Here is a 26,888-nt window from a genome sequence, read left to right as displayed (position 1 = left end):
CATCGTCGAGTCATGGCATCCCGATACGACTGCACCGACTCCGACGGGCTCCTGACCGGGATGCGGCTCGCACGTGCCGCCCTCGGACGCGGAGAGCTCGTCGTGGTCCCCACCGACACCGTCTACGGCCTCGCCGCGGACGCCTTCAGCGCGACGGCCGTGCAGCGGCTGCTCGACGCGAAGGGCCGCACGCGGCAGTCGCCGCCGCCCGTGCTCATCCCCGGTCCGCCCACGCTCGACGCCCTCGCCAGCGAGGTCCCGCAGCCGGTGCGCGACCTGGTGGCCGAGTTCTGGCCGGGCGGGCTGACCGTCATCCTGCACGCACAGCCGTCGCTCGACTGGGACCTCGGCGAGACGCGCGGCACCGTCGCGCTGCGGATGCCGGACTCGCGGATCGCCCTCGAGCTGCTGCAGGAGGTCGGGCCCCTCGCGGTCTCGTCCGCGAACTCCACGGGCGACCCGGCCGCGATGGACGTCGACGCCGCCGAGCGCATGCTCGGTGACAGCGTCGCGATCTACCTGGACGGCGGACCCGTCGAGGTGCACGACGGCTTCGAAGCCAGCACCGGCTCGACGATCGTCGACGCCACCGGGCTGTCGGACGGCGGGAAGCTCCGCATCGTCCGGCACGGGGTGATCCCCGGCGAGGAGATCATCCGGGTCGTCGGAGCCGACCTCGTCACATGAAGTACTACCTGCTCGCCGGGGCAATCGCTGCGGTCGTGAGCTTCGTGATGAGCTTGATCGTCTGGAAGCTCGGGCTGAAGTACAAGTGGTACCCGCAGGTCCGCGAGCGGGACGTGCACCGCACCCCGACGCCGCGGCTCGGCGGCATCGCGATGTACATCGGCGTCATCGTCTCGCTGCTCGCGGCCTGGTTCCTGTTCCCGTCGATAGCGGGGACCGACTACTTCCGGCTCGTGTTCTCCGAACCGGGTCGCGTGCTCGCGGTGCTCGGGGGAGCGACCATCATCGTGGTCCTCGGCGTCGCGGACGACATCTGGGACCTCGACTGGATGACGAAGCTCGCCGGGCAGATCATCGCGGCGGGCATCCTCGCCTGGCAGGGCGTCGCGATCGTCTCGCTGCCCATCGGCAACACGCTGGGCGTCGGCTCGTCGTACATGAGCCTGATCTTCACCGTGCTGGCGGTGGTGCTCGTGATGAACGCGGTGAACTTCATCGACGGGCTCGACGGCCTGGTGGCCGGTGTCGCGATCATCGCCGGCGGGGTCTTCTTCCTCTACACGTTCTTCATCAACCGCGTGGTCGTGCAGACCGAGTTCTTCTTCAACCTGCCGTCGCTGCTCACCGCGGTGCTCGTGGGGGCCTGCTTCGGGTTCCTCATCCTGAACTGGCACCCCGCCAAACTCTTCATGGGCGACGCCGGCGCGCTGCTCGTCGGGTTCCTGATGGCCACGAGCGCGGTGTCGGTCACGGGGAACATCGACCCGGCGGCGGTGCAGACACGCCAGGCGCTGCTGCCGGCGTTCATCCCGATCCTGCTGCCGTTCGCGATCCTGATCGTCCCGATCCTGGACTTCGGTCTCGCGGTCACCCGACGGCTCAGCGCGGGCAAGTCGCCGTTCTCGGCCGACCGGAAGCACCTGCACCACCGCCTGCTCGACATGGGGCACTCGCACTTCCACGCGGTGCTGATCTTCTACGCGTGGACCGCGACCGTCGCCTTCGGGTGCCTGCTGTTCCTCTTCGTGGACTGGTACTGGGTCGTCGTCTTCGTGTCCGTCGGCTTCACCGTCTGCGCCGTCGCGACGTTCGCGCCGCTCGGCCGGAAACGCGCCGAGATCGCCGCCCAGACCGCCAACCGTTCCGCCGCCGTGGTGGACGCCAGCCTCGACCCGCTCGACCGGGCCGCCAACGACCGCACGATCCCTGGAGACATCACGTGACCGCACCGAACGCGCTCGACCACGTCCGGCCGGTGTTCCGCCGCATCATCACCTGGGGCGCGGTCCTCGCCGTCGCCCTGGCGGTGGTCGGCGGGCTCATCGGGTTCCTCGTCGCGGACGGCCCCGGGCTGGTCGGGGGACTGCTCGGCGCCGTGCTGAGCGTCGTGTTCCTCGGGCTCACCGCGGTCAGTGTCCTCGTCGCGCTGCGCGTCTCGAAGGGCCAGATGATCTCCGGCGCCTTCTTCGGCATCGTGATGGGCACCTGGCTGCTCAAGTTCATCGTCTTCATCGTGCTGCTGGTCCTGCTCAAGGACCGCGACTGGGTCGACTTCCCGGTGCTCGCGATCGTGATCATCGCGGGGGTCGTCGGCTCCCTGGTGATCGACGTCGTCGCCGTCGCGAAGGCCCGCATCCCGATCGGCGTCCGGCTGCCGGGCGACGGCCTCGACGACTCCGCGGACGCTGGGAACCCGACCCCCCGCGTCTGAGAAGCCGGGAAGCCCCTCGCACCTGATAGGCTTCTCGAAGTCCGCTACCGGAGCCTTTCGCTCGGGGCGGACGAGCCTCCACAACGTCCACCATCGCGTGCCATGATGTGCGCGCGCCGACACAGGAGACAGCGCTGCTATCCCACGCTCTTCCCCTGTCCCTCTCCGCTGCGGTTGACACCGTCGCGGCGGGGAGCAGCAAGGCCGCCGAGTTCCATGGTCCGTCGATCAACGAGTTCTTCCCGGATGCGATCTTCTTCGCCGGGACGCCGTTCGAGATCGATCGGGTCGTCCTCATCCGCTTCTTCGCCGTCGCCGTGCTCCTGGTGTTCGCGTTCGTGGGTACCCGTGCACTGAAGCTCGTGCCGAACCGCGGTCAGGCGTTCATCGAGTACGCGTTCGACGTCGTCCGTCGCAACACCTTCGACAACCTCGGAGAGAAGGACGGCAAGCGTTTCCTGCCGCTCCTGGCGACGATCTTCTTCGGCGTGCTGTTCATGAACCTGACCGGTCTGATCCCGGGCATGAACCTCGCCGGCACCAGCCGCATCGCGATGCCGATGATCCTGGCGATCGTCGCGTACCTCGCCTTCATCTACGCCGGTCTCCGCAAGCACCCGGGCACGTTCCTCAAGAACTCGCTCTTCCCGCCCGGGGTGCCGTGGCCGCTGTACATCATCGTGACGCCGATCGAGCTCGTCTCCACCTTCGTGCTCCGTCCCGTCACGCTGACGCTGCGACTCCTGATGAACATGGTCGTGGGGCACCTGCTCCTCGTGCTGTTCTTCTCGGCCACGCAGTTCTTCTTCTTCGACGCTTCGCTCGGCTTCAAGGCCTTCGGCGTCGGTACCATCGCGTTCGGCATCGCGTTCAGCTTCTTCGAGGTCCTCGTCGCGCTGCTGCAGGCCTACGTCTTCATGCTCCTCACCGCCGTCTACATCCAGCTGGCGCTGGCCGACGAGCACTGATTCCTCACTGACCCCCTACGGGACCGGCGACCGTCGGACCCGCACCTCGAAAGGAAAACACGTGGACGCAACGACCGTTCTCGCGGAGATCAACGGCAACATCGCGACGGTTGGCTACGGCCTCGCAGCGATCGGCCCGGCCATCGGTGTCGGCATCGTCGTCGGTAAGACGATCGAGTCCGTCGCTCGCCAGCCCGAGCTCCAGGGCCGCCTGACGACCCTCATGTACATCGGTATCGCCTTCACCGAGGCCCTGGCCTTCATCGGTATCGCCACGTACTTCATCTTCACCAACTAAGGTTCCTCGATGCAGAACGCACTCATCATCGCGGCGGAGGAAGCGCACAATCCGCTGATCCCGCCGGTGTACGACATCGTGTGGTCGGCGCTTGCCTTCGTCATCATCTTCCTGGTGATGTGGCGTGTCGTCACGCCGCGCATCACGAAGATGCTCGATGAGCGCACCGAGGCCATCGAGGGCGGCATCAAGAAGGCCGAGGCCGCTCAGGAGCAGGCTGCCGCTGCGCTCGACGAGTACAACAAGCAGCTCGCCGACGCACGTGCCGAGGCATCGCGCATCCGTGAGCAGGCCCGCGCCGACGCCACGGCGATCGGCAACGAGGTCCGCGAGCAGGCGGCCGCCGATGCAGCACGCATCACGGCCAATGCCCAGGCGCAGATCGAGGCCGAGCGCCAGAGCGCCGTCCAGGCACTCCGGTCCGAAGTGGGCACCCTCGCGCTGGACCTCGCGTCCGGTGTGATCGGTGAATCCCTCAAGGACGACGCCAAGTCGACCGCAGTGGTCGACCGCTTCCTCGCCGACCTCGAGGCCTCGCAGGCCACGAAGACGGGGGAGCACTGAGCATGCGCAGCGCTACCAGAGAAGCACTCGCGTCCACCAGGGCGGTGCTGTCGGACCTCGGTCCGAGCGCCGGCCTGGCCGCGGGTGCCGAGATCCTCGCCTCCGGGCGTGCGATCGCCGGTGCGCCGCAGCTGCTCGGGCTGCTGTCCGACCCCACGGCCGACGCGGCCGGCAAGAAGGTCCTCATCGACCGTGTCTTCGCCGGACAGTCGGACGCGACGCGTGCGGTCCTGACCGCGGTGGCCGGCTCGCGCTGGTCCTCGCAGCAGGACCTGCTCGCGGGCATCGAGGACGCGGGCATCCGCGCCGTCGCCGCCACCGCGGGTCCGGACTCGTCGATCGAGTCGGAGCTGTTCGCCTTCGAGACCGCCGTCCGCTCGGACGCCGGCCTCGAGCTGGCGCTCGGCACCAAGCTCGGCAGCCCCGAGCAGAAGGGCGCGCTCGTCGAGCGGCTCCTCGGTGCCAAGGCATCGGAGCAGACGATCACGATCGTGTCGGCCCTGGTGCAGCAGCCCCGCGGCCGCCGCATCGGTGAGATCGTCCGTGATGCCTCGCGCATCGTGGCCGAGCAGGCCGGCAAGCTCGTCGCGACCGTCGTCACGGCGACGCCACTGACCCCCGCCCAGTCGGCCCGCGTCACGCGCGGTCTGTCCGAGCGGTACGGCAAGGACATCAGCATCAACCAGGTCGTCGACCCCACGGTCGTCGGCGGGGTCCGGGTGCAGATCGGCGGCGACGTCATCGACGGCACCGTGTCCACGCGACTCTCGGAGCTCCGGCTCCAGCTCGCCGGCTAGGCGTACGGTCGAAGCCGCTCCTCCCCAAGTCCACAACGGGAACTGCCGAGTCCGGCAGCGTCACCCTCTCGGAGCCGAAGGGCCCCGGAAAACCACAAGGAAAATCCCATGGCAGACATCACCATCAGCCCCGATGAGATCCGTGATGCCCTGAAGGACTTCGTCTCGAACTACGAGCCGACGAAGGCCTCCACGGCCGAGGTCGGGCACGTCACCGACGCCGGTGACGGCATCGCCCACGTCGAGGGTCTCCCCGGCGTCATGGCGAACGAGCTCATCCGCTTCGCGGACGGAACGCTCGGCCTGGCGCAGAACCTCGATGAAGACGAGATCGGCGCCATCGTGCTCGGCGAGTTCGGCGGCATCGAGGAGGGCATGGAGGTCACCCGCACGGGTGAGGTCCTCTCCGCCCCCGTCGGCGACGCCTTCCTCGGTCGCGTCGTCGACCCGCTCGGCGCCCCGATCGACGGTCTCGGCGAGATCGCCGCAGAGGGCCGCCGTGCCCTCGAGCTCCAGGCTCCCGGCGTCATGGCCCGCAAGTCGGTCCACCAGCCGCTGCAGACCGGCATCAAGGCCATCGACGCGATGATCCCCGTCGGCCGTGGTCAGCGTCAGCTGATCATCGGCGACCGCCAGACCGGCAAGACGGCCATCGCGATCGACACGATCATCAACCAGAAGGCCAACTGGGAGTCCGGCGACGAGGAGAAGCAGGTCCGCTGCATCTACGTCGCCATCGGTCAGAAGGGCTCCACGATCGCCTCCGTCAAGGGTGCGCTCGAGGACGCCGGTGCGATGGAGTACACCACCATCGTCGCCGCTCCGGCCTCCGACCCGGCCGGCTTCAAGTACCTCGCCCCGTACACCGGTTCGGCCATCGGCCAGCACTGGATGTACCAGGGCAAGCACGTCCTCATCATCTTCGATGACCTGTCGAAGCAGGCCGAGGCCTACCGTGCGGTGTCGCTCCTCCTGCGTCGTCCGCCGGGCCGCGAGGCCTACCCGGGTGACGTCTTCTACCTGCACTCCCGTCTGCTGGAGCGTTGCGCGAAGCTGTCCGACGAGCTCGGCGCCGGTTCGATGACGGGTCTCCCGATCATCGAGACCAAGGCGAACGACGTCTCGGCGTACATCCCGACGAACGTCATCTCCATCACCGACGGCCAGATCTTCCTGCAGTCGGACCTCTTCAACGCGAACCAGCGTCCGGCCGTCGACGTGGGCATCTCGGTGTCCCGCGTTGGTGGTGACGCCCAGGTGAAGTCGATCAAGAAGGTCTCCGGCACGCTGAAGCTCGAGCTGGCGCAGTACCGCTCGCTCGAGGCGTTCGCGATGTTCGCGTCCGACCTCGACCAGGCGTCGCGTCGTCAGCTGGAGCGCGGTGCGCGTCTGACCGAGCTCCTCAAGCAGCCGCAGTACTCGCCGTACCCGGTCGAGGAGCAGGTCGTCTCGATCTGGGCCGGCACGAACGGCAAGCTCGACACCGTCCCGGTGCCGGACGTGCTCCGCTTCGAGTCCGAACTGCTCGACCACCTGCGTCGCAACTCCGACGTCCTCACGACCCTGCGCGAGACGAACCAGCTCAGCGACGAGACCGTCGCCGAGATGGACAAGCAGATCGACGAGTTCACGAAGAGCTTCCAGACGAGCGACGGCAAGACCCTCGGCTCCGAGCAGTTCGACGCGGCTGACGCCGAGGACGTCGACCAGGAGCAGATCGTCAAGGGTCGTCGCTAGATGGCAGCGCAGGTCCGGGTCTACCGCCAGCGGATCAAGTCGGCGAAGACCACGAAGAAGGTCACCCGCGCCATGGAGCTGATCTCGGCGTCGCGGATCCAGAAGGCGCAGGCCCGCATGGCTGCGTCCGGTCCGTACTCGCGGGCCGTCACGCGTGCGGTGTCGGCCGTGGCGACGTTCTCGAACGTCGACCACGTGCTGACCACCGAGCCGGAGTCGTCGACCCGTGCAGCCGTCGTGCTCTTCACCTCGGACCGCGGCCTGAACGGCGCGTTCAGCACGAACGTCCTCAAGCAGGGCGAGGAGCTCGCCTCCCTGCTCCGCAGCGAGGGCAAGGACGTCGTCTACTACCTGGTCGGCCGCAAGTCCGTCGGGTACTTCGCGTTCCGTGAGCGTCCGTCCGAGCAGCAGTGGGTCGGCAACACCGACCAGCCGGAGTTCTCGACGGCCAAGGAGATCGGCGACGCCGTCGTGGCGAAGTTCCTCCAGGACACCGCTGACGGCGGCGTGGACGAGATCCACATCGTGTTCAACCGGTTCATCAGCCTGGCGACCCAGGAGCCGCAGGTCGTTCGCCTGCTGCCCCTCGAGGTCGTCGAGGGCATCGACGAGCCCGAGGGCAACGAGCCCCTGCCGCTCTACGAGTTCGAGCCGGACGCCGATGCGGTGCTCGACTCGCTGCTCCCGGTCTACATCGAGAGCCGCATCTTCAACGCCATGCTGCAGTCGGCTGCTTCCGAGCACGCCGCGCGTCAGAAGGCGATGAAGGCGGCCAGCGACAACGCCGACTCGCTGATCCGTGACTTCACCCGACTCGCGAACAACGCGCGTCAGGCGGAGATCACCCAGCAGATCTCCGAGATCGTCGGCGGCGCCGACGCCCTCTCGTCGAAGAAGAAGTAGTCCGCGTCGTTCGCGGACAGATACCCACCCTCAGGAAGGCACCAGCCATGACCGACACCGCAACCACCGCGGTCGAGACGTCGTCGGCGCCCGGTGTCGGCCGGATCGCCCGTGTCACGGGCCCCGTCGTCGACATCGAGTTCCCCCACGACGCAATCCCGGAGATGTACAACCTCCTGTTCACGACCATCACCATCGGTGACTCGTCGCAGGAGATCGGCCTCGAGGTCGCGCAGCACCTCGGCGACGACCTCGTCCGTGCCATCTCCCTGAAGCCGACCGACGGCCTGGTCCGTGGCCAGGAGGTCCGTGACTCGGGCGCTCCGATCTCGGTCCCCGTCGGCGACGTCACCAAGGGCAAGGTCTTCGACGTCCTCGGGAACGTGCTCAACACGGACGAGAAGCTCGAGATCACCGAGCGCTGGCCGATCCACCGCAAGGCCCCGGCCTTCGACCAGCTCGAGTCCAAGACCTCGATGTTCGAGACCGGCATCAAGTCCATCGACCTCCTCACCCCGTACGTGCAGGGTGGCAAGATCGGCCTCTTCGGTGGTGCGGGCGTCGGCAAGACCGTCCTCATCCAGGAGATGATCCAGCGCGTCGCGCAGGACCACGGCGGTGTGTCGGTGTTCGCCGGTGTCGGTGAGCGCACCCGTGAGGGCAACGACCTCATCGGTGAGATGGAAGAGGCGGGTGTCTTCGACAAGACGGCCCTCGTGTTCGGCCAGATGGACGAGCCGCCGGGAACGCGTCTCCGCGTGGCCCTGTCGGCGCTGACGATGGCGGAGTACTTCCGCGATGTCCAGAAGCAGGACGTGCTCCTCTTCATCGACAACATCTTCCGCTTCACGCAGGCCGGCTCCGAGGTCTCGACGCTGCTCGGCCGCATGCCGTCCGCCGTGGGTTACCAGCCCAACCTCGCCGACGAGATGGGTGTGCTCCAGGAGCGCATCACCTCGACGCGTGGTCACTCGATCACCTCGCTGCAGGCGATCTACGTGCCGGCTGACGACTACACCGACCCGGCTCCGGCCACCACGTTCGCGCACCTCGACGCGACGACCGAGCTCTCCCGTGAGATCGCATCGCAGGGTCTGTACCCCGCGATCGACCCGCTGGCCTCGACGTCGCGCATCATGGACCCGCGCTACCTGGGTGCCGACCACTACGAGACGGCCACGCGCGTCAAGCAGATCCTCCAGAAGAACAAGGAACTGCAGGAGATCATCGCCATCCTCGGTGTCGACGAGCTCTCCGAAGAGGACAAGATCACGGTCGAGCGCGCTCGTCGTATCCAGCAGTTCCTCTCGCAGAACACCTACATGGCGAAGAAGTTCACGGGTGTCGAGGGCTCCACGGTGCCGCTCAAGGACACCATCGAGTCCTTCCGCGCCATCGCCGACGGCGAGTTCGACCACGTTGCGACCCAGGCGTTCTTCAACGTCGGTGGCATCAACGACGTGGAAGAGAAGTGGGCTCAGATCCAGAAGGAGAACCGCTGACATGGCGGGTCTCAGCGTGAGCGTCGTCTCGGCGGACCGTGAGGTCTGGTCGGGCGACACCACCATGGTCGTCGCACGGACGACAGAGGGCCAGATCGGCATCCTCGCCGGACACGAGCCGATGCTCGCGATCCTGGCGCAGGGTCAGGTCCGCATCACGCGGGCCGATGGGTCGACCGTCGCGGTCGACGCCGAGGACGGCTTCCTGTCGGTCGAGCACGACACGGTGACGATCGTCGCGCGGCAGGCCGCGCTGGCGTCCTGACCGGACTGACCGTCCTGCTCCCGCCTTCGGAGACGAAGCGGGAGGGCGGGGACACGAGCCGCACGCTCGATCTGCGTGCGCTGTCGTTCCCGGAACTGGCCGATGAGCGGGCCGCGGTGATCACCGCGGCCCGCTTCGTCAGTTCCGAGGAGTCCTCGGCCAGGACGGCGCTCAAGCTCGGCCCGAAGTCGATCGCCGAGCGGCTCCGGAACCTCGAGCTCGACACCTCGGGCACCATGCCCGCGATCGAGCGGTACACCGGGGTCCTCTACGACCCGTTGGGCGCGCAGGACGCGGATGCGGCGACCCGTGCGTGGTGGGCGGAACACGTGATCGTGCAGTCCGCGATGTTCGGTCCGATCGGTGCCGGTGACCCGATCCCGGCGTACCGGCTCTCACACGACTCCCGGCTCGGCTCGATCCGGTTGGCCGCGCACTGGCCCGCGGTGTCCACCCGTTCCCTGCTGTCCCGTGCGGGCGGCCTGGTGCTCGACCTGCGGTCCGAGGGGTACCGGCAGCTCGGTCCCGTGTCCGGAGCAGTGGCACCACGGGTGGTGAGCGTCGACGGCTCCGGTCGTCGTCGTGCGCTGAACCACTGGAACAAGACCGCGAAGGGTCGCCTGGTGGCGCTGCTCGCCCGCACCGGCGCGAGCATCGGCAGCATGGACGACCTGGTCGGTTGGGCGGCCGCGAACGGCGTGGTCGTCGAGCGCAACGAGGGTGGCTGGGACCTGGTCGCCGAGAGCCTGGAGCCCGTCGTCGCCTGAGCGGGTGCCGGGTCGGCTCGTCCTCCACAGGCGTGAGCGGGCTCGCTCCGGTCCACAGATGGTCGGGGCGACCCTGCCTGGAGGCTCCCAGCACGTTTCGATGGCGTGCATGATCCCTCTCACGGCACAGTCCGGCCCCGGCTCCGCAGTCCGTTTCCCTCGCGAGATCGCCGCGGCGGTCACCCTCCCCGCTGCGGCGGCCGCGCTGGTCGCGCCCGGTCGCGCCGACCTGTCGACGGCCGCTGCGACGGCCGTGGTGACCGCGTGCGGCGCACTCGCGCCCCGGATGGCCCTGGTGCCGTTCATCGCGGCGCAGGGCACGCCCGATCCCCGGTCGATCCGGGTGTTCGACCCCTTCGCGGACCCGACACCGCCGGCGCTCCACGGTTTCGGCCCGGCTCCCGATCGGGCCCGCGTGCGGCTCGCCGGTGACCGGTGTGCCGATGCGTGGCGCGTGTGGCGGGCGCAGGACGGCCCGTTCGACGGATCGTCGGGCGCTGCCGGCGCCCTGTCGCTCGGTGCCTGGTGTGCGTGGGCGCTCGGGTCGTGGGCCCGGGCGGAGACGCGTGCCCGGTACGCCCTCGAGACCCGCGCGGACGACCCGCTCGCGGGGCTCGTCCTGCGCTCGGTCGTCGCGGGCAGCGGGCCGTCGTGGGAGCGTCGATGACGTGGGGTCGACCGGATCGTCTACGGTGGGGGAGACCACACTGGGAGGGCTCCGGTTGTACGACGACGACATCGAGGACACCGTCATCCGGCGACCCCGACGATCGCTGGGCGACCGGACGGCGGACGCCGTCGACGACACCGTCATCCGGCGCGCAGGTCCCTTCGTCCCGGGAGCCGGTCCCGACTCCGACTCCGACCCCGGTTCCGACGACGGGGTCCTCGGCGACACGGTCATCCGGCCCGCGGCCGGGGCAACCGACCAGCCACCCGCAGCGGTGGATGACGTCGATCCGGAGGACACCGTCGTCCGGGTGCCGGCGCGACCCGGTGCCGGAGCGAGCCCGTTCGTGGGTGCCGCCCCGGGCCTCCCGGCCGTCCCGGCGGTGCCCGCCGCCCCCACGGCACGCGTGCCCTCGATCCGCATCGGCGACCGCACCTTCCGGCTCGACCACCCGGTGGTCATCGGGCGACGGCCGTCGCTGCCGCGGGTCACCCGTGGCCCGCAGCCCGAACTCGTGACCGTGCGGTCGACGTACGGGCAGGTGTCGTCGTCCCACGTCCGGATGCACGCCGAGGGCGAAGCCGTCGTCGTGCAGGACCTCCGGTCCACCAACGGGACCGTCGTCCGCCCGGCCGGGGCACCCGCCTACCGCATGGCGTCGGGTGCGTCGATCGTCGCGCTGACGGGTACGGTAGTCGAGATCGGTGACGGCAACGCCATCGAGGTCCTCTCGCCGTACCTCCGGGTCGCACCGACGGCAGAGGGGCTGCCTCCGGTTCCCCCGTGGCCCTCCGATCAGACAGCACACGGCACGCCCCGACCCACCAGAGAGCGATCCTGACACGTGACCGAACTCGGCCGAGCAGCCACTGCGCACGCCATCGATGTCCCCGGTGCCGACGGCGCCACCCTGACACTCTCGTGGGGAGCCGCGACCGACGTCGGTCGGCGGCGTGACCACAACGAGGACAGCTACATCGTGGGCGCGCCGTTCTTCGTCGTCGCCGACGGCATGGGCGGACACCTCGCAGGCGACCGTGCCAGTGACGCGGTCGTGCGTCGGCTCGAGCAGGTGACGGCCGAACCGTTCACCACGCGTCAGGGCATCCAACGTGCGCTGCTCCTCGCGACCGCCGACATCGAGCGTGCAGCCGGTGGCAACGCCATCGGCGCGGGCACCACCGTCACCGGGATCGCGCTCGTGGCGTCGCTCGGACAGCCCGCGGCGCTCGTGTTCAACGTCGGCGACTCCCGCACCTACCGCATCGAGGACGGCGTGCTCCGCCGCGTCACCGTCGACCACTCGGTGGTGCAGGAGATGGTGGACGCCGGCCTGCTGCGTGCCGAGGACGCCGAGCAGCACCCGGACAGCAACGTCATCACGCGTGCGGTCGGCTTCGGGGAACCGCCGGCGCCGGACTGGTGGACCCTGCCCCTGCGGGCCGGCGACCGCTACATCGTCTGCTCCGACGGGCTCACCAAGGAGCTCGGCGACGCCGGGATCGCGCGCATCGCGGCACGTGAGCCGGGCGCGCAGGACCTGGCAGAGCGCCTCGTCGGCGACGCCGTCGTGGCCGGCGGTCGTGACAACGTCACCGTGGTGGTGCTGCAGGTCGATGCCGCACCGGACGACGGCGACCTCGAGGACACGCTGCCGCGCCACTAGCTGGCCCCCGAACTGGGGGAACACGTCGAGCTGTGGGGGATCGGCGTGCGGAATGTCGGTCACCCACGCTTCGTACAATGACATGGCCACGTCGAGAGAGCTGGCCGCTCGGCCGGGGGAGGAGAGGACCATGGCGAGACGCCTGCCGTCCAACCCGCCCGTGATCGGCGGTTTCAGTCCCGTGCACGTCCTCGGGTCCGGTGGCTTCGCCGACGTCTTTCTCTACGAGCAGGACATGCCCCGACGACAGGTCGCGGTGAAGGTGCTGCTGGACGAGGTCGTCGACGACCGCGTCCGGCAGATGTTCCAGGCCGAGGCCAACCTGATGGCCCGGCTCAGCACGCACCCGTCGATCCTCACCGTCCTCCAGGCCAGCGTCGCCGCCGACGGCCGGCCCTACCTGGTCATGGAGCTCTGCTCCTCGTCCCTCAGCGAGCGCTACCGTCGCGAGCCGATCCCGGTGTCCGAGGTGCTGTCGATCGGCATCCGCATCGGGTCGGCGCTCGAGACCGCACACCGCGAGGGCGTGCTGCACCGCGACATCAAGCCGTCGAACATCCTGCTGACGGCGTACGGCAACCCCGTGCTCTCCGACTTCGGCATCGCCGCGACGATCGGGGGCACCGACCCCGACGAGCCGATCGGCATGTCGATCCCCTGGTCCGCGCCCGAGGTCCTGATCGACGAGTCGCGCGGCACGATCCAGTCCGAGGTGTACTCCCTCGCGGCGACCGTGTACTCGCTCCTCGCCGGGCGCAGCCCGTTCGAGATCCGCGGCGGCAAGAACGGTGCGAACGACCTGATGCACCGGATCGACAAGGGCGGCGTGAAGCCCACCGGTCGCACCGACGTGCCGCCCTCGCTGGAGCGCCTGCTCGCCTCGGCGCTGTCCCGCAAGCCGCAGGGACGCCCCGCGACGGTGATCGAACTCGTCCGCGGGTTCCAGCAGGTCGAGGCCGAGCTCGGCATCCCGCAGACGTCCGCCGACGTCGCGGTCGAGGCCTGGGCGATCTCGACGCCGACCCCGCACGGTGAGCGCACCGTGATCCGTGAGCTGCAGCCACCCACCCGGGTCGGCGGGCGTCGTCGGACCCGCCGTGCGGTGCAGGGTGGGGTCGTGGCCGGGGGTTCGCACAGCGTCGGCACCGTGCACCGCACCGGGTCCGTGACCCGTGCCCGGCGCCGAACCCGTTCGACCCTGGTCTGGGCGACGTCCCTGGCCGTCGTCGTGGTCGCCGCCCTCGCGATCGCCACGGTCGTCGTCGTCGGGCGGCTCGGCGCCGGGGCGATCCCGGTCGTGGCCGAGGTCCGTGCCGAGCCGTCGCCGCAGTCCGTTTCCTTCAGCTGGACCGACCCGGGGCTGCGCAGCGGCGACACGTACGTCATCTCGTCCAACGGGTCGTCGAGCCAGCAGACCGGGACGACGTTCGTCGTCTCCGGTGAACGCGGCGACGAGGAGTGCATCGCCGTCGCCGTGAACCGCGACGGCAAGACGGGTGCCGCGAGCGCGCAGAAGTGCGCGACGATCGGGAGCGCCGGGTGATCCGCGCCCTCCTCGCGAAGCACCGCTCCGCCGCCGTGACGACCGGTGCCTCGGTGCTCGTCGCCGCCGTCGTCGCGACCACCGCCATCGTCTCCACCGGGTACCACACGCAACGCGTCGACCTCGGCGACGGCACGGTCTGGGTGCCCTCGGCCGAGTACGGCGCGGTCGGCCGGGCGAACACGGGCATCCTGCAGCTCAACACCGCGGTCGAGACGGCCAGCGACGACCTGTCCGTGCTGCAGCGTGGCTCCACCGTCTACAGCGTGGACGAGACCAAGGGCACGGTCGCCCGGGTCGACGTCGCCGACGCCACCGTGGGGGATGCGATCACGCTGCCGGCGGGGACGCCGCAGGTCTTCTTCGCGGGCGACACCGCGGTCATCGGCAACGCCGACACGGGTGAGCTCTGGGCGACCCCCGCGAACGACCTCGCCGAGTTCGACGCGTCGGCCAAGGCCGACCTGACCCTGGGCGCCGACACCGTCTTCGACGCCTCCGACGGCCACGTCGCGGTCTACTCCGCGAAGACCGGGACGGCGTCGCTGGTCGACGTCGGCACGACACTCACCGTCGCCGAACGGTGGAAGGTCGACATGGACCGCGGCGACGACTTCCAGGTCGCCACGTTCGACGGGCACCTCGCCGTGCTCGACCGGACGAGCGGTGCCCTGTCGGTCGACGGCCGCACCGTCGAACTCGGCGACCGGGTGGGGTCGTCGCCGGCCCTCCAGCGGTCCTCCGACAGCACGGCCCAGGTGACGGTCGCGGGCACGGCGGGCCTGGTCCGCGTCAGCGCCTCCGGCACCGTGGACGCCACCGCGCTCCAGGTGGCCGGACGAGCCGCGCGGCCCTACGTCGACGGCTCCTGCACGTACGCGGCGTGGGCGGGCGGACAGGCGATCGACACGTGTGACGGCAACGCGCTGCAGCGGCTGGCGCGCACCGGCGGCACGAGCGAACTGCAGATCCTGCACAACGGCGACACCGTCGTCGCCAACGACCCGACGAGCGGCCGTTCCTGGGCGATCGACCGGAGCGGGCAGCTCATCGACAACTGGGCCGACCTGATCAAGCAGGACGACGAGCAGCAGCAGGAGCAGGTCTCCGACGACGACCCCGAGGTTGACAAGGACCAGAAGCCACCGGTGGCGGTGGACGACGAACTGGGCGCTCGTCCGGGACGCACCACGAGCCTCCCGGTCCTGCTGAACGACTACGACCCGAACGGTGACCCGATCATCGTGAGCGAGGTCGGCACCATCTCGAAGTCCGCCGGCCGCGTCGCGATCGTCGGCGACGGTCAACGCCTGCAGGTCACGCTGTCGTCGCGCGCCACCGGGACCGTGACGTTCCCGTACACGATCACCGACGGCAACGGCGGATCGGACACCGCGACCGTCCGGATCAGCGTGCGCCCCGACAGTCAGAACGAGGCGCCGCGGCAGGTCCGTGACACCTCGGCCGACGTCGTCCAGAACGGGCACGTCGTCTCGAACGTCCTCGGCGACTGGGTCGACCCGGACGGCGACCCGGTGTACCTGGAGTCGGCGACCGCGTCGAACGGTGACCGGGTGTCCACCACACCGGACGGCCTGCTCGACTTCCGGAACGACAGCGGCCGGACCGGTGAGCGCTCCGTGCAGCTGGTCGTGAGCGACGGTCGCGCCGACGGTCGGGGTGCCGTGACGGTCCGGGTCGCCAAGCAGGGCACCGTCCCGCTGCGCGCGGATCCGTTCCCGGTGTCCGGGTACGCCGGCAAGGCCTTCACGGTCGAGCCGCTCGACCACGTGCGCGGTGGCAACGGCACCGTGACGCTGACGAGCGTGTCGTCGGCGTCCGGGCTCACCGTCACCCCGAGCTACGACGCCGGGACATTCCGGGTGCAGGGGGAGCGGGCGGGCGACCACCAGCTCGAGTACACGGTGACCGACGGCGTGAAGACCTCGAGCGGCATCGTCCGGGTGACCGTCCTCGCGCCACCGGACGCCTCGACGGCGCCGATCACCACGCCGAAGACGGTGTTCGTGAACACCCTGTCCACCAAGGACACGGACGTCACCGCGACCGACATCGACCCGGCGGGCGGCGTGCTGCTCGTGACGGGGCTCGACGGACCTCCACGGGGCAGCGGTGTGCAGGCGAGCATCCTCGACCAGCACACGGTCCGTGTCACGCTCACGGCGCCCCTCGACGGCCCGGTCTCGTTCGGGTACACGGAGACGAACGGCCTGGCGTCGTCACCCGGCACGATCACGGTCGTCGAGATCCCGAAGCCCGACCGCATCCAGCCACCGGTCGCCCAGCCGGACAGCGCCACCGTGCGTGTCGGCGACGTCGCGAACGTCGACGTGCTCGACAACGACACCCAGCCCGAGGGCGAGCCGTTGACGCTGCAGCCCGAACTGGTGCAGAACGTCCCCGGTGACGGCGGCCTGCTGTTCGTGTCCGGCGACCATCTGCGGTACCTCGCCCCGAAGACGCCGGGCAACTACACCGCCGTCTACCGGGTCGCCGGCCCGGACGGCCAGTACGCCGACGCCGCGGTGTCGATCTCGGTGCGCGAGCGCGACGCCGCCACGAACAACCCGCCCGTCCCGCAGACCGTCACCGCGCGCGTCGTCGCCGGGTCGTCGGTGCGTGTCAGCGTGCCGTTGAACGGGATCGACCCGGACGGCGACTCCGTCCAGCTGGTCGGCGTCGGCTCCAACCCCGACAAGGGGTCGGTCTCGGACGTCGCCTCGGACGCCCTGACCTACGAGGCGGGCGACTACTCGGCCGGCACCGACGAGTTCACCTACACCGTCGTCGACGCCCTCGGGGCCCGCGCCACCGGCACCGTGCGGGTCGGCATCGCACCCCGCGCCGAGCAGGCCTCGAACCCCGTGGCCGAGGCCGACCACGTCACGATCCGCCCCGGTGGGTCGGTGACGGTGCGCGTCCTGCAGAACGACTCCGACCCCGAAGGCGGGCAGCTGACCGTCGCGCAGGCCGAGCCGACGGCCGAGGACGTCACCGCCAAGGTCCTCCGGAAGCAGCAGATCCGCGTCACGCCTCCGGAGTCGGCGAAGAGCGGGGACTTTGCGGTGCTCTACACCGTCGCGAACAGCAGCGGGGGGTCGAGCACGGCCTTCCTCACGGTGACCGTCGACCCCGACGCCCAGCCGCTCCGGCCCGAGGTCGACGACACGACCCTCGACCTGCAGGACATCCTGCACCGGCAGAGCGTGACCGTCGACGTGCTCGACAACGTCTTCTTCGCCGAGGGCACCGCGGCCGACCTCCGGGTCGGGGTCGTCCCCGGCTACGGCGACACCGCGACGCCCACGGACGACGGCCGCATCACGGTCCGGTTGACCGACGACTCGCAGGTGATCCCGTTCTCGGTCGCCCGGGCCGACCACCCGGACATCGTCTCCTACGGCTTCATCAACGTGCCGGGCTTCGACGACGCCCTGCCGCAGATCAACCGCAGCGCCGGTGCGGTCACGGTGAAGAGCGAGGCCACCGTCCGCATCCCGCTGCAGGACTTCGTCGTGACGGCGAACGGTGAGACCGCGAAGATCACCGACCGTGGCACGGTCAAGGCCACCCACGCCAACGGGCAGAGTCTGGTGGTGGACTCGTCGACGCTGCAGTTCACGTCGTCGAAGCTCTACTACGGCAAGGCGTCGATCTCGTTCGAGGTGACCGACGGCTCGTCGGCGAACGGCGGCAAGGGGCGCGTCGCCACGCTCGTGCTCCCGATCACGGTCACGCCCCGGTCGAACCAGCCGCCGGCGTTCACGGGATCCTCGGTCGAGATGCAGCCGGGCGAGACGCGCAAGATCGACCTGACGAAGCTGACTGACTACCCGTACCCCAGGGACCTGCCCGAGCTCCGGTACTCGATCGTCGGCCGGCCCGCCGCGGGGACGACCGCGTCGATCGCGAAGCAGCAGCTCACGATCTCGGTCGCCGACACCGCGAAGAAGAACACCACCGCGTCGATCGGGATCGGTGTCGCGGACGACGCCAACACCGGTCGCGCCGGCACCGTCACCGTCGGCGTCGTCGCCTCCACCCGTCCGGTGGTCCAGCCCGGTGCGGACCGGTCGGTGACGAAGCGCGGGGCGACCACCACCATCGACGTGCTCACGAACGACCAGCCGACCAACCCGTTCCCGGGTGAGCGGTTGCGCGTCGTGAACATCCGGGGTCTGTCCGGCGGGCTGCCGAGCGGCGTCACCGTCACACCGAGTGGTGACCGCACGCGCCTGCAGGTCTCGGTCGCCGACACTGCGAAGCCCGGCGACGCCCACCTGCAGTACCAGGTGGCGGACGCGACGAACGACCCCGACCGGTACGTCTGGGGCGACGTCACGATCTCGGTGCAGGACGTCCCGGACGCTCCGGGTGCGCCCACCCGCACCGGTTCCTACGACGGCGGTCAGGTCACGCTCACGTGGTCGACCCCGCAGGGCAACAACTCGCCCATCACGGGCTACCGGGTCGTCGGGACCAACGGCGTCTCGAAGGACTGCGGGACCGCGACGGTGTGCACGCTGACCGGACTCGACCCGAAGGCGTCGTACCGGTTCCAGGTCGTGGCGACCAACGCGATCGGTGACTCGAAGCCTTCGTCCCGTTCGGGTCCGATGAGTGCGGACTTCGTGCCGGCGCCCCCGAAGGGCATCACGGTCACGCCGAGCAAGGCGACACCGAACCAGCTCGACGTCAAGTGGGGCAAGGTGTCCGCGCCGAACAACGGCAGCGCGGTCGACGACTACATCGTCACGATCGAGGGCCCCGGCCTGTCGACCACGCGGCACACCGGCACCGCCACGAACACCTCGTTCACCGGCGCCCAGAGCGCTGCCCAGTACAAGGTCACGGTGTCCGCTCGCAACGACGCCGACCGCAACGGCACCGTCGTGCAGTGGAACTCCGCGTCCGCCACCGGCAGTGCCGTCGGGACGCCGGGCAAGCCGACGAACCTGCAGGCGGTCGCCGGGGACCAGGCGGACTCGTCCGGCCGGTCGACGGTGACCGTGAGCTGGAGCGCCGGCGACGCCGCCGGCGGGACCGGCCTGCGGTACGCCGTGTTCCGATCCGGCAACGTGGACTGTGCTGCTCCGCCCTCGAACTCGCTCGGCAGTTCGAGTCCGACGCGCGACTCTGGCGTCGGCGGTGGCTCGACCCGGTACGCGGTGACCGTGACCAACGGCTACTTCTGCAACGTCGAGTACGTCGACGCCGTGACCTACGAGCGGCCGTCCGGCACCGGCAGGCCCTCGGTCGACGTCGTCCCCGCCGGCACGAACCTCTGGAACGTGAGCGTCACCGCCTCGTCGCGGCCCGCACACCACTACCAGCTCGAGACCGGCGGGCAGCCGATCACGCTGCAGCCGGGCCAGACCTGGACGGGTGTGCCAGGGTCCGGCGCCCGGAACGTCTCGGCACCGTTGACCGTCCGCGCCTGCGGTGGCCCGGGGAGCAGCTTCTGCTCGTCCGAAGCCGACTCGTGGACGGGGAACGCCACGGCGCTCGACGCGAACCTCTCGGTGGCGACCGCTCAGCAGGGCCAGCCGATCGCCGTGACGGGGCCGAGCGGCAGCGGGATCACGGTGCGGTACACGGCGTACTGGTACGCCGGCGACGATGGCAACGGCTTCCCCACGACGTCGAGCTGGGACGCTGGTGAGACTCCTCCGGAGCCACCCTTCTTCGCCAAGTCCGTCAAGGTGCGCGCGTACGTCACGGCGACCGACGGGTCGGGTTCGACCCAGGCGAGTGAAGCAACCGACGCCTTCCCGGTCGCAGCAGCACCTGAACCGGACCCCGCTCCCGCTCCCGAGCAACCCGCCCCGGAACCAGCTCCCGGCGGCTGACACCCGCCCGGCCTGCCCCGACCCTCCCGCCGCCGCACACCTCCCGCCACGACCGAAGGACCACCCCGCATGAGCATGACCCCGGAGCAGGCCACCTGGTTCGCCGACGTCGCAGGCCGCATCGTGACCAACGTCGAGCAGGTGCTCCTCGGGAAGACGTTCGTGATCCGCCTCGCGGTCACGGCGATGCTCAGCGAGGGGCACCTGCTCCTCGAGGACGTCCCCGGAACGGGCAAGACGAGCCTCGCCCGGGCGATGGCACAGAGCGTGCAGGGCACCACGAACCGCATCCAGTTCACCCCCGACCTGCTGCCGGGCGACATCACCGGCATCAGCGTCTACGACCAGCGGACGCAGGAGTTCGACTTCCACCGCGGGCCGGTCTTCGCGAACATCGTGCTCGCCGACGAGATCAATCGTGCGAGCCCGAAGACGCAGTCCGCGCTGCTCGAGGCGATGGAGGAGTCCGCGATCACGGTCGACGGCGTCAACCACCGTCTGGCGGCGCCGTTCATGGTCATCGCGACCCAGAACCCGATCGAGCAGGCCGGTACCTACCGTCTGCCCGAGGCGCAGCTCGACCGCTTCCTCATGAAGACGTCCATCGGCTACCCCGACCACGCCGCGACGGTGAAGATCCTCGAGACCTCGTCGGCTCCGTCGGCGTCGGTCCCGTTGGCGAGCGTCGTGCCCGCCGCGACCATCACCGAGATGGCCGCCCTGGCCCGCACCGTGCACGTCGACGCCGTGATCGCCGACTACGTCGCCCGTCTGGTGGACGCGACCCGCTCGGCGAGCGAGGTCCGCCTCGGCGTGAGCGTCCGTGGGGCGATGGGCCTGATCCGTGCTTCCCGTGTCCTCGCGGCGCTGAGCGGTCGCCACTACGTCACGCCGGACGACGTGAAGGCACTGGCCGTCCCGGTCCTCGCGCACCGCCTGGTGCTCGACGCCGAGGCCGAGTTCGACGGCGTCAGCGCACCGAGCGTCATCGCGCAGCTCCTGGTGGAGACCCCGCCGCCCGCCGACCGAGTCACGACGTGACGGACCGCCGGCCCGTCTCCACGCGCTCGCGCCGTCCGTCCTCGACGCGGTCGCGTCGTGGCACGACGGCGTACGAGCGCACGGGGACGGTCACCGGCATGACCAACGTCCGGACGCGCATCGTCGGTGACCGCGAGGGCGTGGCAGCGGATGCGGTCATCGGGATCGTCCGGCTCTGGGCAACGGCCTGGAGGGTCGTCCTGCGTCTCTGGGGCGAGGTCTCGTCCGTCGTCACCGGGCTCGGGTGGACGGTCGCCGCCCTGACGCTCGTCGCGTTCGTGACCGGCTACCGGTTCGGCCTGCGGGAGATCGTCGTCGTCGGGTTCGCCGGCGCCGTGCTCGCGGTGGTCGCCGCGGTGGCGTTGATCGGCCGGTCGCGGCTGGCGATCCGGATGCGGCTGCCGCAGCACCGTGTGGCGGTCGGCGACGATGCCGGCGTGATCATCACGGCCGAGAACCCCACGCGTCTGCCGTCGGTGCCGACCACCGTCGAGGTCCCGGTCGGATCCGGCCTCGTCGACGTCGCGATCCCGGCCATCGGGCCGCACGGCACCTTCGAGCGGGAGGTCCCCGTCCCGACGCTCCGCCGCGGGGTGCTCGACGTCGGTCCCGTGACGGGCGTCCGCGCCGACCCGGTGGGACTCGTCCGCCGCGAGCTCGTCTGGACCGCCCGCGAGCAGGTCATCGTGCACCCGCGCACCATCGCGATCCCGTCGACGAGCACCGGCCTGGTGCGCGACCTCGAGGGGCAGGCGACGACGGACCTGTCACCCGCAGACATCGCCTTCCACGCCATCCGCGAGTACATGCCCGGAGACGACCCGCGCACCATCCACTGGAAGTCGACTGCCAAGTCCGGCGCGCTCATGGTCCGGCAGTTCGAGGACACCCGTCGCTCGCACCTCGTCGTCGCGCTCGGCATCGCCCGCGGTGAGTTCGCCGACGACGAGGAGTTCGAGCTCGCCGTCAGCGCGGCCGCGTCCCTCGGCGCGCGGGCGATCCGCGACGGCCGTGAGGTCTCGGTCGTGGTGTCGCAGCGCACGCCCGAGTTCGCGAAGCGTGCCGTGTACGCCGTGCGGACGCTCCCCACCGTCACGCCGACGCGCCTGCTCGACGACTTCGCCTCGGTCGGCCTCGCTGACGCGTGCCTGCCGATCGCCGAGGTCTCCCGGATCGTCGGCAGCGACACCGAGGGCATCTCCGTCGCGTTCCTCGTGGTGGGGTCGACCGTCGGCCTACCCGCGCTCCGACTCGCCGCCACGCGGTTCCCCGTCGGGGTGGAGGTCGTCGCGGTGATCTGCGAGCCCGAGGCCCAGCCGCGGTTCCTGCGCGTCGCGGGTCTGACGGTGATGACCATCGGCTACCTGGACGACCTCCGGCACGCTCTGCACCGATCGGCCTCGGCAGCATGAGCGCCGCACCCGTGACCACCCCGGCCGGGGCACCGGACCGGGCGAGGCGCTCGACCCGGCGGTCCGACCGTCGCGACGCACGGCGGCTCGTGCCGTTCCGGCTCGCCGGCGGCACGCTGGCGGTCTGGCTGTTGCTGGCCGTCGCGAGCACGTCCTGGTGGCCGGTGTACCGGGACGGCGCGATGATCACCGCCGCCGTCACGGCGATCGTCATCGGGACGGTCGTCGCGCTCCTCGGCACCCTGTTCCGGCTCCCGACGGCCGTCGTGGCGGTCGCGACCGTCGCCGCCTTCACGCTCACGGGCGTCCCCGCCGCCGTGCCGAGTCAGGCCAACGGCCTGCTGCCCACCGGACGCGGCCTCCTCGACCTCTTCGCCGGCGTCGCCCTCGGCTGGAAGCAGCTGGTGACCATCAGCCTGCCGGTCGGCTCCTACGAGGCGCTCCTCGTGCCGTACTCCGTGACGCTGCTCGTGGCCACGGTGACCGCCGTGAGCGTGGCGACCCGCGCCTCCAGGCAGGAACTCGCGAGCATCCCGGCACTGGTGCTCTTCGCGGTGGGGGTGGTCGTCGGGCCGAGTCGGCTCGACACGTCGATCGTGACGGCGGTCGTCCTGGTGGGCCTCGCCCTCGTCTGGGCACTGACCGTGCGGCACGCACGGCGCGCCGTCGCGGTGGCGACCACGATCGGTGCACGCGTGCCGGTCGCGCGGTCGATCGTCCGCCCCGCCCTCGTGGGAACCGGCACCATCGTGGCCGCGGCGGTCGTCGCGACCGGACTCGGCCTGGTGGCACCTCCGTCGGGTGAGCGCACCGTCGCACGCACCGACGTCGTGAAGCCGTTCGACCCACGCGACTACGTCAGTCCGCTCAGCGGGTTCCGCGCCTACGAGGAGTCCACCGCCTCGGACGCGACCCAGCTCCGGGTGACCGGTCTGCCCGAGGGCGGGTTCGTCCGCATCGCGACGCTCGACACCTACGACGGCGTCGTCTACCGCGTCGGCGGGACCGACGGCTCGGCCGGCTCGGGCACCTTCGAACGTGTGCCGACCGCGGTCGACGTCCGTGGCGTCCGGGGCACCACGGTCGACGTCGGCGTGACGGTCGACGGGTACCGCGGTGTGTGGCTGCCGACGGTCGGTGACCTGGAGCGCGTGGAGTTCACCGGGCAGGACGCCGACGACGAGCGCGGCGCCTTCTTCTACAACGGGTCGACCGGCACCGGCGCCGTGGTCGGCGGAGTGGGGGACGGCACGTCCTACGACCTGACGGCGGTGCTGCCCGACCAGCCGACGGAACGGCAGCTGGCCACCGCACGGCCGGGGAGCGCCGCCGTGCCCACTGCACGGGACGTCCCCGACGCCGTGCGCGACACCGTGGAGTCCACGACGAAGGACGTGTCGGCACCCGGTGCGAAGCTCCTCGCGGCGGTGCAGTCCCTGCAGCGGAACGGGTACGTCAGCCACGGTGTCGGCGACGACCGGATGAGTCGGTCCGGTCACGGTGCCGACCGTGTCCAGGAGCTCCTCACCGCACCCCTGATGATCGGGGACCAGGAGCAGTACGCCGCGGCGGCTGCACTGATGGCGGACGAGATCGGTTTCCCGGCACGGGTCGTGATGGGCTTCACGTCCGGGGGCGACGCGGCCCGCGACGGCACCGCAGCGCGTGGCGGGACGACGACCTTCCGTGGGTCCGACGTCACGGCCCGCATCGAGGTGGACACCGCGCAGTGGGGATGGGTGATGCTCAACCCCAACCCCGAGGTGCGCGAGATCCCGAACGAGCAGCAGCAGACCCCGCAGCCGGTCACCCGACCCGAGACGGTGGTGCCGCCGCCCCCGGTCGACCGGCAGGACCAGGACCAGCAGACGCCCCCCGAGAGCGACCGGAACACGCCGCCGGTGCAGCCGCTCTGGCTCCAGATCCTGCTCGCGGTGCTGCCCTGGGCCCTCGGGACCCTCGGCGTGGTCGCGCTCGTCCTGCTGCCGTTCGCCGTCATCGTGCTGCTGAAGCGACTGCGGCGCCGCCGACGACGGAACGCCACCACGCCGCGCGGCCGCATCGTCGGCGCCTGGGACGAGTACCGCGACGCACTGCTCGACCGCGGGCACGACGTGCGGCAGGCAGCAACCCGACGCGAAGCCGTGGTCGGTGCACCGGGCGACGGTGGCACCGGACTCGCCGCGCTGGCCGACCGTGCGGTGTTCGGTCCGAGTGACGCCGACCAGACCACCGCCGACCGCATGTGGGCGGCGACCGACGACGCGATCGGTTCGCTCCGGACAGGGCGGACCAGGCGGGAGCGGTTCCGCACCGCCGTCTCGCTCCGGTCCCTGCGGGGAACGGGACGCCGTCCGACGGCACGGTCCCGTCGGCGGACCGGCGGCCAGGCTGCGTCGGGGCGCGGCGACTACGATGTCCAGAGGCCGGACGAGCGTCGTGGACGGCCGAGTGAGGACAGAGGCACCACGTGATCAGATGCGAACACTGCGGATCGATGCTCCCGGACGGAGCGATCTTCTGCGGTGAGTGCGGTCGCGCGGTCACCGCCGCCGCGAGCCGTCGCCCGGTCGCGCAGACCCCCGTCGAACAGGCGCCGCCGCCACCGTTGCAGCAGCCCGACGCACACGGCCGACGGTCCGACCCGGCTTCCGACGCCTGGTTGCCCGAAGCCACGCTCGATCCCGCCACCCGTGCCTGGCTCACCGGTGCCGACCGTCGCGGGACCGAACCGCCGGCACCCGTGCCGGTGCAGCGTCCCGACGACTTCGCCCCGCGCCAGGCCCCCTCCCACGTGCACGGTGCCGGGTCCGGGCTCGAGGACTGGTCGGGTGCGCCGGGCGAGTCCGAGCCTCCCCTCGACCCCGACGCGTACCCGTCCGAACCCCTCGATGCCGACGACCCCGAACGCACGCGGATCGCCCCGGCTCCCGGACGCCCCGAGACGCCCGAGGACCCGATCCGCGATGCTCCGTCGTCGGTCTCCGACCAGGCGGCGCGACAGCCCGTCATGCCCCAGCCCGTCGAGCCGCAGCCCGCTGCCGAACCCTCCGTGCCGGTGTGGGCGCCGCCCGCTGCCACCGCACCCCCGGCGGCACCCGCCGGTCCGTCCTGGTGGGTCGGTCGCGGTACCCCGGCTGCCGAGGCGCCCGCCGATCCGGTCGTCCCGCCGATGCCGGGAGCACCCGCCGGACCTGCTGGTGACCAGGACGCTGCGGCTCCTGCGCGCGACGAACACGGCGCACAGGAACCCCAGAACGCACAGGACGCCCAGGAACCCCGGGACGCACAGGGTGCCCGGGACACCTCCGAGCCGGAGCCCCACGAAACGATCGTGGCGGCGTCGGAGACCAGCGCCACCGACGACCAGCCGCCCGTCGTGTCGGCCCCGCAGCCCGGGGACACCGCCGTGGTCGAGCCGCTGATCGACCGTCGACCGCCCCGTCCGGCCCCGCTCGTCACCCCGGGCATGCACGAGACGACCATCTGCCACGTCTGCGGCAACCGTCTCGAACCGGACGACATCTTCTGCGGCGAGTGCGGAGCCGTCCGTCCGGCGGTCACCGCGGCCTTCACCGGCCCGGTCATGCCGCTGCCGATGACCCGACCCGACTGGGCAGCAGAGGAGTCCGACAGCACGCAGGCCCCCGACGCGGGCAACGCTGCGGACGAGCCGGACGAGCCCGACGCGGGTTCCGCCGAGCCCGCGGGTCCGAACGAGTCCGACGAGCGCGCTGCAGGCGACGAGCCGGACGACGAGATCCCAGTGGACGACGAGTCCCTCCGCGCCGAGGTCGAGCAGTCCGATGCCGGCCGACGTCCCCGCGGGGCGCACGCTGCCCCGGTGACCGAGCCCGATCCGCCGACCGAGGCGTCCGCCGTGCCGCGCACGCCGATCCCGCCGGTGCCCGGTTCCGCCACCGTCCCCTCCTCGGTACCGTCCGCCGACACCGCGGGCGTGCCTTCCGCTGCACCGCTGCCCCCGATCCCGGGAGCGACCGGACCCGCGCTGCCGCTCCCGCCCGTCGACCGGTCTGAGTCGCCCGCAGCGGCCGGCGCGCTCGACGACCTCGACGAGGACGTCGACGAGACCCGCATCGTCGCGAAGACCCCGACGCGGGCACCGTTCGTGCTGCACTTCAGCACGGGTGAGCGGCTCGGCGTCCACGGCACGGGCCTGCTCGGCCGACTGCCGCGACCGCAGCCGGGGGAGCGCTACGACGACCTGCTGACCGTGCACGACCCGGGCAAGTCCGTGTCGAAGACGCACCTCGAGCTCGGCCGCGACGGCGACGACCTGTGGGTCTCCGACCGGTTCTCCGGCAACGGCACGGTCGTCCGGCACATCGACGGATCGATCCGCCGCTGCGAGCCCGGTCGTCGGTACCGCGTCGAGCGTGGTGCCCGCGTCGACATCGGTGAGCAGTTCTTCCTGGTGCAGTAGGCGACTTCTCCACAGATCGGGTCCCGGGCCAGCGCTGAGCTGC

General features: G+C 70.8%; 21 protein-coding genes. All 21 read left to right on the top strand.

The features are described from left to right. The first annotated feature begins 12 nt into the window (after positions 1 to 12). The 21 genes from DEJ29_RS10380 (at position 13) to DEJ29_RS10280 (ending at position 26,845) form a co-directional block, all read left to right on the top strand. Complete coding sequence (locus DEJ29_RS10380) at positions 13 to 687, top strand: L-threonylcarbamoyladenylate synthase (protein ID WP_111094216.1); 675 nt, start codon at positions 13 to 15, stop codon at positions 685 to 687. Further along, complete coding sequence (locus DEJ29_RS10375; protein ID WP_017885752.1) at positions 684 to 1,910, top strand: MraY family glycosyltransferase; 1,227 nt, start codon at positions 684 to 686, stop codon at positions 1,908 to 1,910. Before DEJ29_RS10380 ends, DEJ29_RS10375 begins: the two co-directional genes overlap by 4 nt. Next, the gene (locus tag DEJ29_RS10370) at positions 1,907 to 2,398 is read left to right on the top strand and encodes a Cg1360 family ATP-synthase-associated protein (RefSeq protein ID WP_035808335.1); all 492 of its coding nucleotides are present in this window, start codon (positions 1,907 to 1,909) and stop codon (positions 2,396 to 2,398) included. Before DEJ29_RS10375 ends, DEJ29_RS10370 begins: the two co-directional genes overlap by 4 nt. Before the next feature lie 107 nt (positions 2,399 to 2,505). Continuing rightward, positions 2,506 to 3,366, top strand: coding sequence for a F0F1 ATP synthase subunit A (gene atpB / locus DEJ29_RS10365; RefSeq protein WP_027465782.1), 861 nt, complete (start codon positions 2,506 to 2,508; stop codon positions 3,364 to 3,366). A 61-nt stretch (positions 3,367 to 3,427) separates the two neighbouring features. Continuing rightward, on the top strand, positions 3,428 to 3,664 hold the full coding sequence (gene atpE, locus DEJ29_RS10360) for an ATP synthase F0 subunit C (protein ID WP_027465781.1): 237 nt from the start codon (positions 3,428 to 3,430) through the stop codon (positions 3,662 to 3,664). 9 nt (positions 3,665 to 3,673) lie between these two features. Then, a complete protein-coding gene (locus DEJ29_RS10355; RefSeq protein WP_110859012.1) occupies positions 3,674 to 4,228 on the top strand; it encodes a F0F1 ATP synthase subunit B in 555 nt (184 codons plus the stop codon). 2 nt (positions 4,229 to 4,230) lie between these two features. Beyond that, positions 4,231 to 5,025, top strand: coding sequence for a F0F1 ATP synthase subunit delta (locus DEJ29_RS10350; RefSeq protein WP_027465779.1), 795 nt, complete (start codon positions 4,231 to 4,233; stop codon positions 5,023 to 5,025). A 108-nt stretch (positions 5,026 to 5,133) separates the two neighbouring features. After that, a complete protein-coding gene (gene atpA / locus DEJ29_RS10345) occupies positions 5,134 to 6,762 on the top strand; it encodes a F0F1 ATP synthase subunit alpha (RefSeq protein ID WP_027465778.1) in 1,629 nt (542 codons plus the stop codon). Further along, positions 6,763 to 7,665 carry a F0F1 ATP synthase subunit gamma gene (locus DEJ29_RS10340; RefSeq protein ID WP_027465777.1) on the top strand — a complete coding sequence of 301 codons (903 nt, stop codon included), beginning with the start codon at positions 6,763 to 6,765 and terminating at the stop codon, positions 7,663 to 7,665. It begins immediately after the preceding gene. A 47-nt stretch (positions 7,666 to 7,712) separates the two neighbouring features. Then, entirely contained in the window at positions 7,713 to 9,167 is a 1,455-nt protein-coding gene (gene atpD / locus DEJ29_RS10335; protein WP_017885744.1) for a F0F1 ATP synthase subunit beta, read from the top strand. Between the two features lies 1 nt (position 9,168). After that, positions 9,169 to 9,432 (top strand): F0F1 ATP synthase subunit epsilon, encoded by a 264-nt coding sequence (locus DEJ29_RS10330; RefSeq protein ID WP_027465776.1) that lies wholly within the window; start codon positions 9,169 to 9,171, stop codon positions 9,430 to 9,432. Next, positions 9,429 to 10,199, top strand: a complete 771-nt coding sequence (locus DEJ29_RS10325; RefSeq protein WP_349775196.1) for a YaaA family protein — start codon at positions 9,429 to 9,431, stop codon at positions 10,197 to 10,199. The genes DEJ29_RS10330 and DEJ29_RS10325 overlap by 4 nt, the downstream gene beginning before the upstream one ends. A 109-nt stretch (positions 10,200 to 10,308) precedes the next feature. Next, complete coding sequence (locus DEJ29_RS10320; protein WP_027465775.1) at positions 10,309 to 10,866, top strand: hypothetical protein; 558 nt, start codon at positions 10,309 to 10,311, stop codon at positions 10,864 to 10,866. Between the two features lie 25 nt (positions 10,867 to 10,891). Beyond that, a complete protein-coding gene (locus DEJ29_RS10315; RefSeq protein ID WP_146248284.1) occupies positions 10,892 to 11,710 on the top strand; it encodes an FHA domain-containing protein in 819 nt (272 codons plus the stop codon). A gap of 3 nt (positions 11,711 to 11,713) precedes the next feature. Next, positions 11,714 to 12,535 (top strand): PP2C family protein-serine/threonine phosphatase, encoded by an 822-nt coding sequence (locus DEJ29_RS10310; protein ID WP_017885739.1) that lies wholly within the window; start codon positions 11,714 to 11,716, stop codon positions 12,533 to 12,535. 130 nt (positions 12,536 to 12,665) lie between these two features. Further along, complete coding sequence (locus tag DEJ29_RS10305; protein ID WP_111029234.1) at positions 12,666 to 14,078, top strand: serine/threonine-protein kinase; 1,413 nt, start codon at positions 12,666 to 12,668, stop codon at positions 14,076 to 14,078. After that, the gene (locus DEJ29_RS10300) at positions 14,075 to 19,948 is read left to right on the top strand and encodes an Ig-like domain-containing protein (RefSeq protein WP_146248285.1); all 5,874 of its coding nucleotides are present in this window, start codon (positions 14,075 to 14,077) and stop codon (positions 19,946 to 19,948) included. Before DEJ29_RS10305 ends, DEJ29_RS10300 begins: the two co-directional genes overlap by 4 nt. Before the next feature lie 69 nt (positions 19,949 to 20,017). Continuing rightward, a complete protein-coding gene (locus DEJ29_RS10295; protein WP_027465773.1) occupies positions 20,018 to 20,989 on the top strand; it encodes an AAA family ATPase in 972 nt (323 codons plus the stop codon). Between the two features lie 98 nt (positions 20,990 to 21,087). Continuing rightward, complete coding sequence (locus DEJ29_RS10290) at positions 21,088 to 22,401, top strand: DUF58 domain-containing protein (RefSeq protein ID WP_258375885.1); 1,314 nt, start codon at positions 21,088 to 21,090, stop codon at positions 22,399 to 22,401. Beyond that, positions 22,398 to 24,875: a TgpA N-terminal domain-containing protein gene (locus DEJ29_RS10285; RefSeq protein ID WP_111094221.1), complete on the top strand. Its 2,478-nt coding sequence runs from the start codon at positions 22,398 to 22,400 to the stop codon at positions 24,873 to 24,875. Before DEJ29_RS10290 ends, DEJ29_RS10285 begins: the two co-directional genes overlap by 4 nt. Beyond that, entirely contained in the window at positions 24,872 to 26,845 is a 1,974-nt protein-coding gene (locus DEJ29_RS10280; protein ID WP_111094222.1) for a double zinc ribbon and FHA domain-containing protein, read from the top strand. Before DEJ29_RS10285 ends, DEJ29_RS10280 begins: the two co-directional genes overlap by 4 nt. Positions 26,846 to 26,888: the final 43 nt, after the last annotated feature.

It is taken from the genome of Curtobacterium sp. MCPF17_021 (assembly GCF_003234605.2).
Lineage (GTDB): Bacteria > Actinomycetota > Actinomycetes > Actinomycetales > Microbacteriaceae > Curtobacterium > Curtobacterium flaccumfaciens.
This window is presented reverse-complemented; position numbering and strand designations above follow the sequence as displayed.

What these genes read in the sequence shown, in the direction of transcription:
- DEJ29_RS10380 (WP_111094216.1), top strand. Translation starts at nt 13, where the DNA reads ATGGCATCCCGATACGACTGCACCGACTCCGACGGGCTCCTGACCGGG.
- DEJ29_RS10375 (WP_017885752.1), top strand. Translation starts at nt 684, where the DNA reads ATGAAGTACTACCTGCTCGCCGGGGCAATCGCTGCGGTCGTGAGCTTC.
- DEJ29_RS10355 (WP_110859012.1), top strand. Translation starts at nt 3,674, where the DNA reads ATGCAGAACGCACTCATCATCGCGGCGGAGGAAGCGCACAATCCGCTG.
- DEJ29_RS10350 (WP_027465779.1), top strand. Translation starts at nt 4,231, where the DNA reads ATGCGCAGCGCTACCAGAGAAGCACTCGCGTCCACCAGGGCGGTGCTG.
- atpA (WP_027465778.1), top strand. Translation starts at nt 5,134, where the DNA reads ATGGCAGACATCACCATCAGCCCCGATGAGATCCGTGATGCCCTGAAG.
- DEJ29_RS10340 (WP_027465777.1), top strand. Translation starts at nt 6,763, where the DNA reads ATGGCAGCGCAGGTCCGGGTCTACCGCCAGCGGATCAAGTCGGCGAAG.
- atpD (WP_017885744.1), top strand. Translation starts at nt 7,713, where the DNA reads ATGACCGACACCGCAACCACCGCGGTCGAGACGTCGTCGGCGCCCGGT.
- DEJ29_RS10330 (WP_027465776.1), top strand. Translation starts at nt 9,169, where the DNA reads ATGGCGGGTCTCAGCGTGAGCGTCGTCTCGGCGGACCGTGAGGTCTGG.
- DEJ29_RS10320 (WP_027465775.1), top strand. Translation starts at nt 10,309, where the DNA reads ATGATCCCTCTCACGGCACAGTCCGGCCCCGGCTCCGCAGTCCGTTTC.
- DEJ29_RS10305 (WP_111029234.1), top strand. Translation starts at nt 12,666, where the DNA reads ATGGCGAGACGCCTGCCGTCCAACCCGCCCGTGATCGGCGGTTTCAGT.
- DEJ29_RS10295 (WP_027465773.1), top strand. Translation starts at nt 20,018, where the DNA reads ATGAGCATGACCCCGGAGCAGGCCACCTGGTTCGCCGACGTCGCAGGC.
- DEJ29_RS10290 (WP_258375885.1), top strand. Translation starts at nt 21,088, where the DNA reads ATGACCAACGTCCGGACGCGCATCGTCGGTGACCGCGAGGGCGTGGCA.
- DEJ29_RS10285 (WP_111094221.1), top strand. Translation starts at nt 22,398, where the DNA reads ATGAGCGCCGCACCCGTGACCACCCCGGCCGGGGCACCGGACCGGGCG.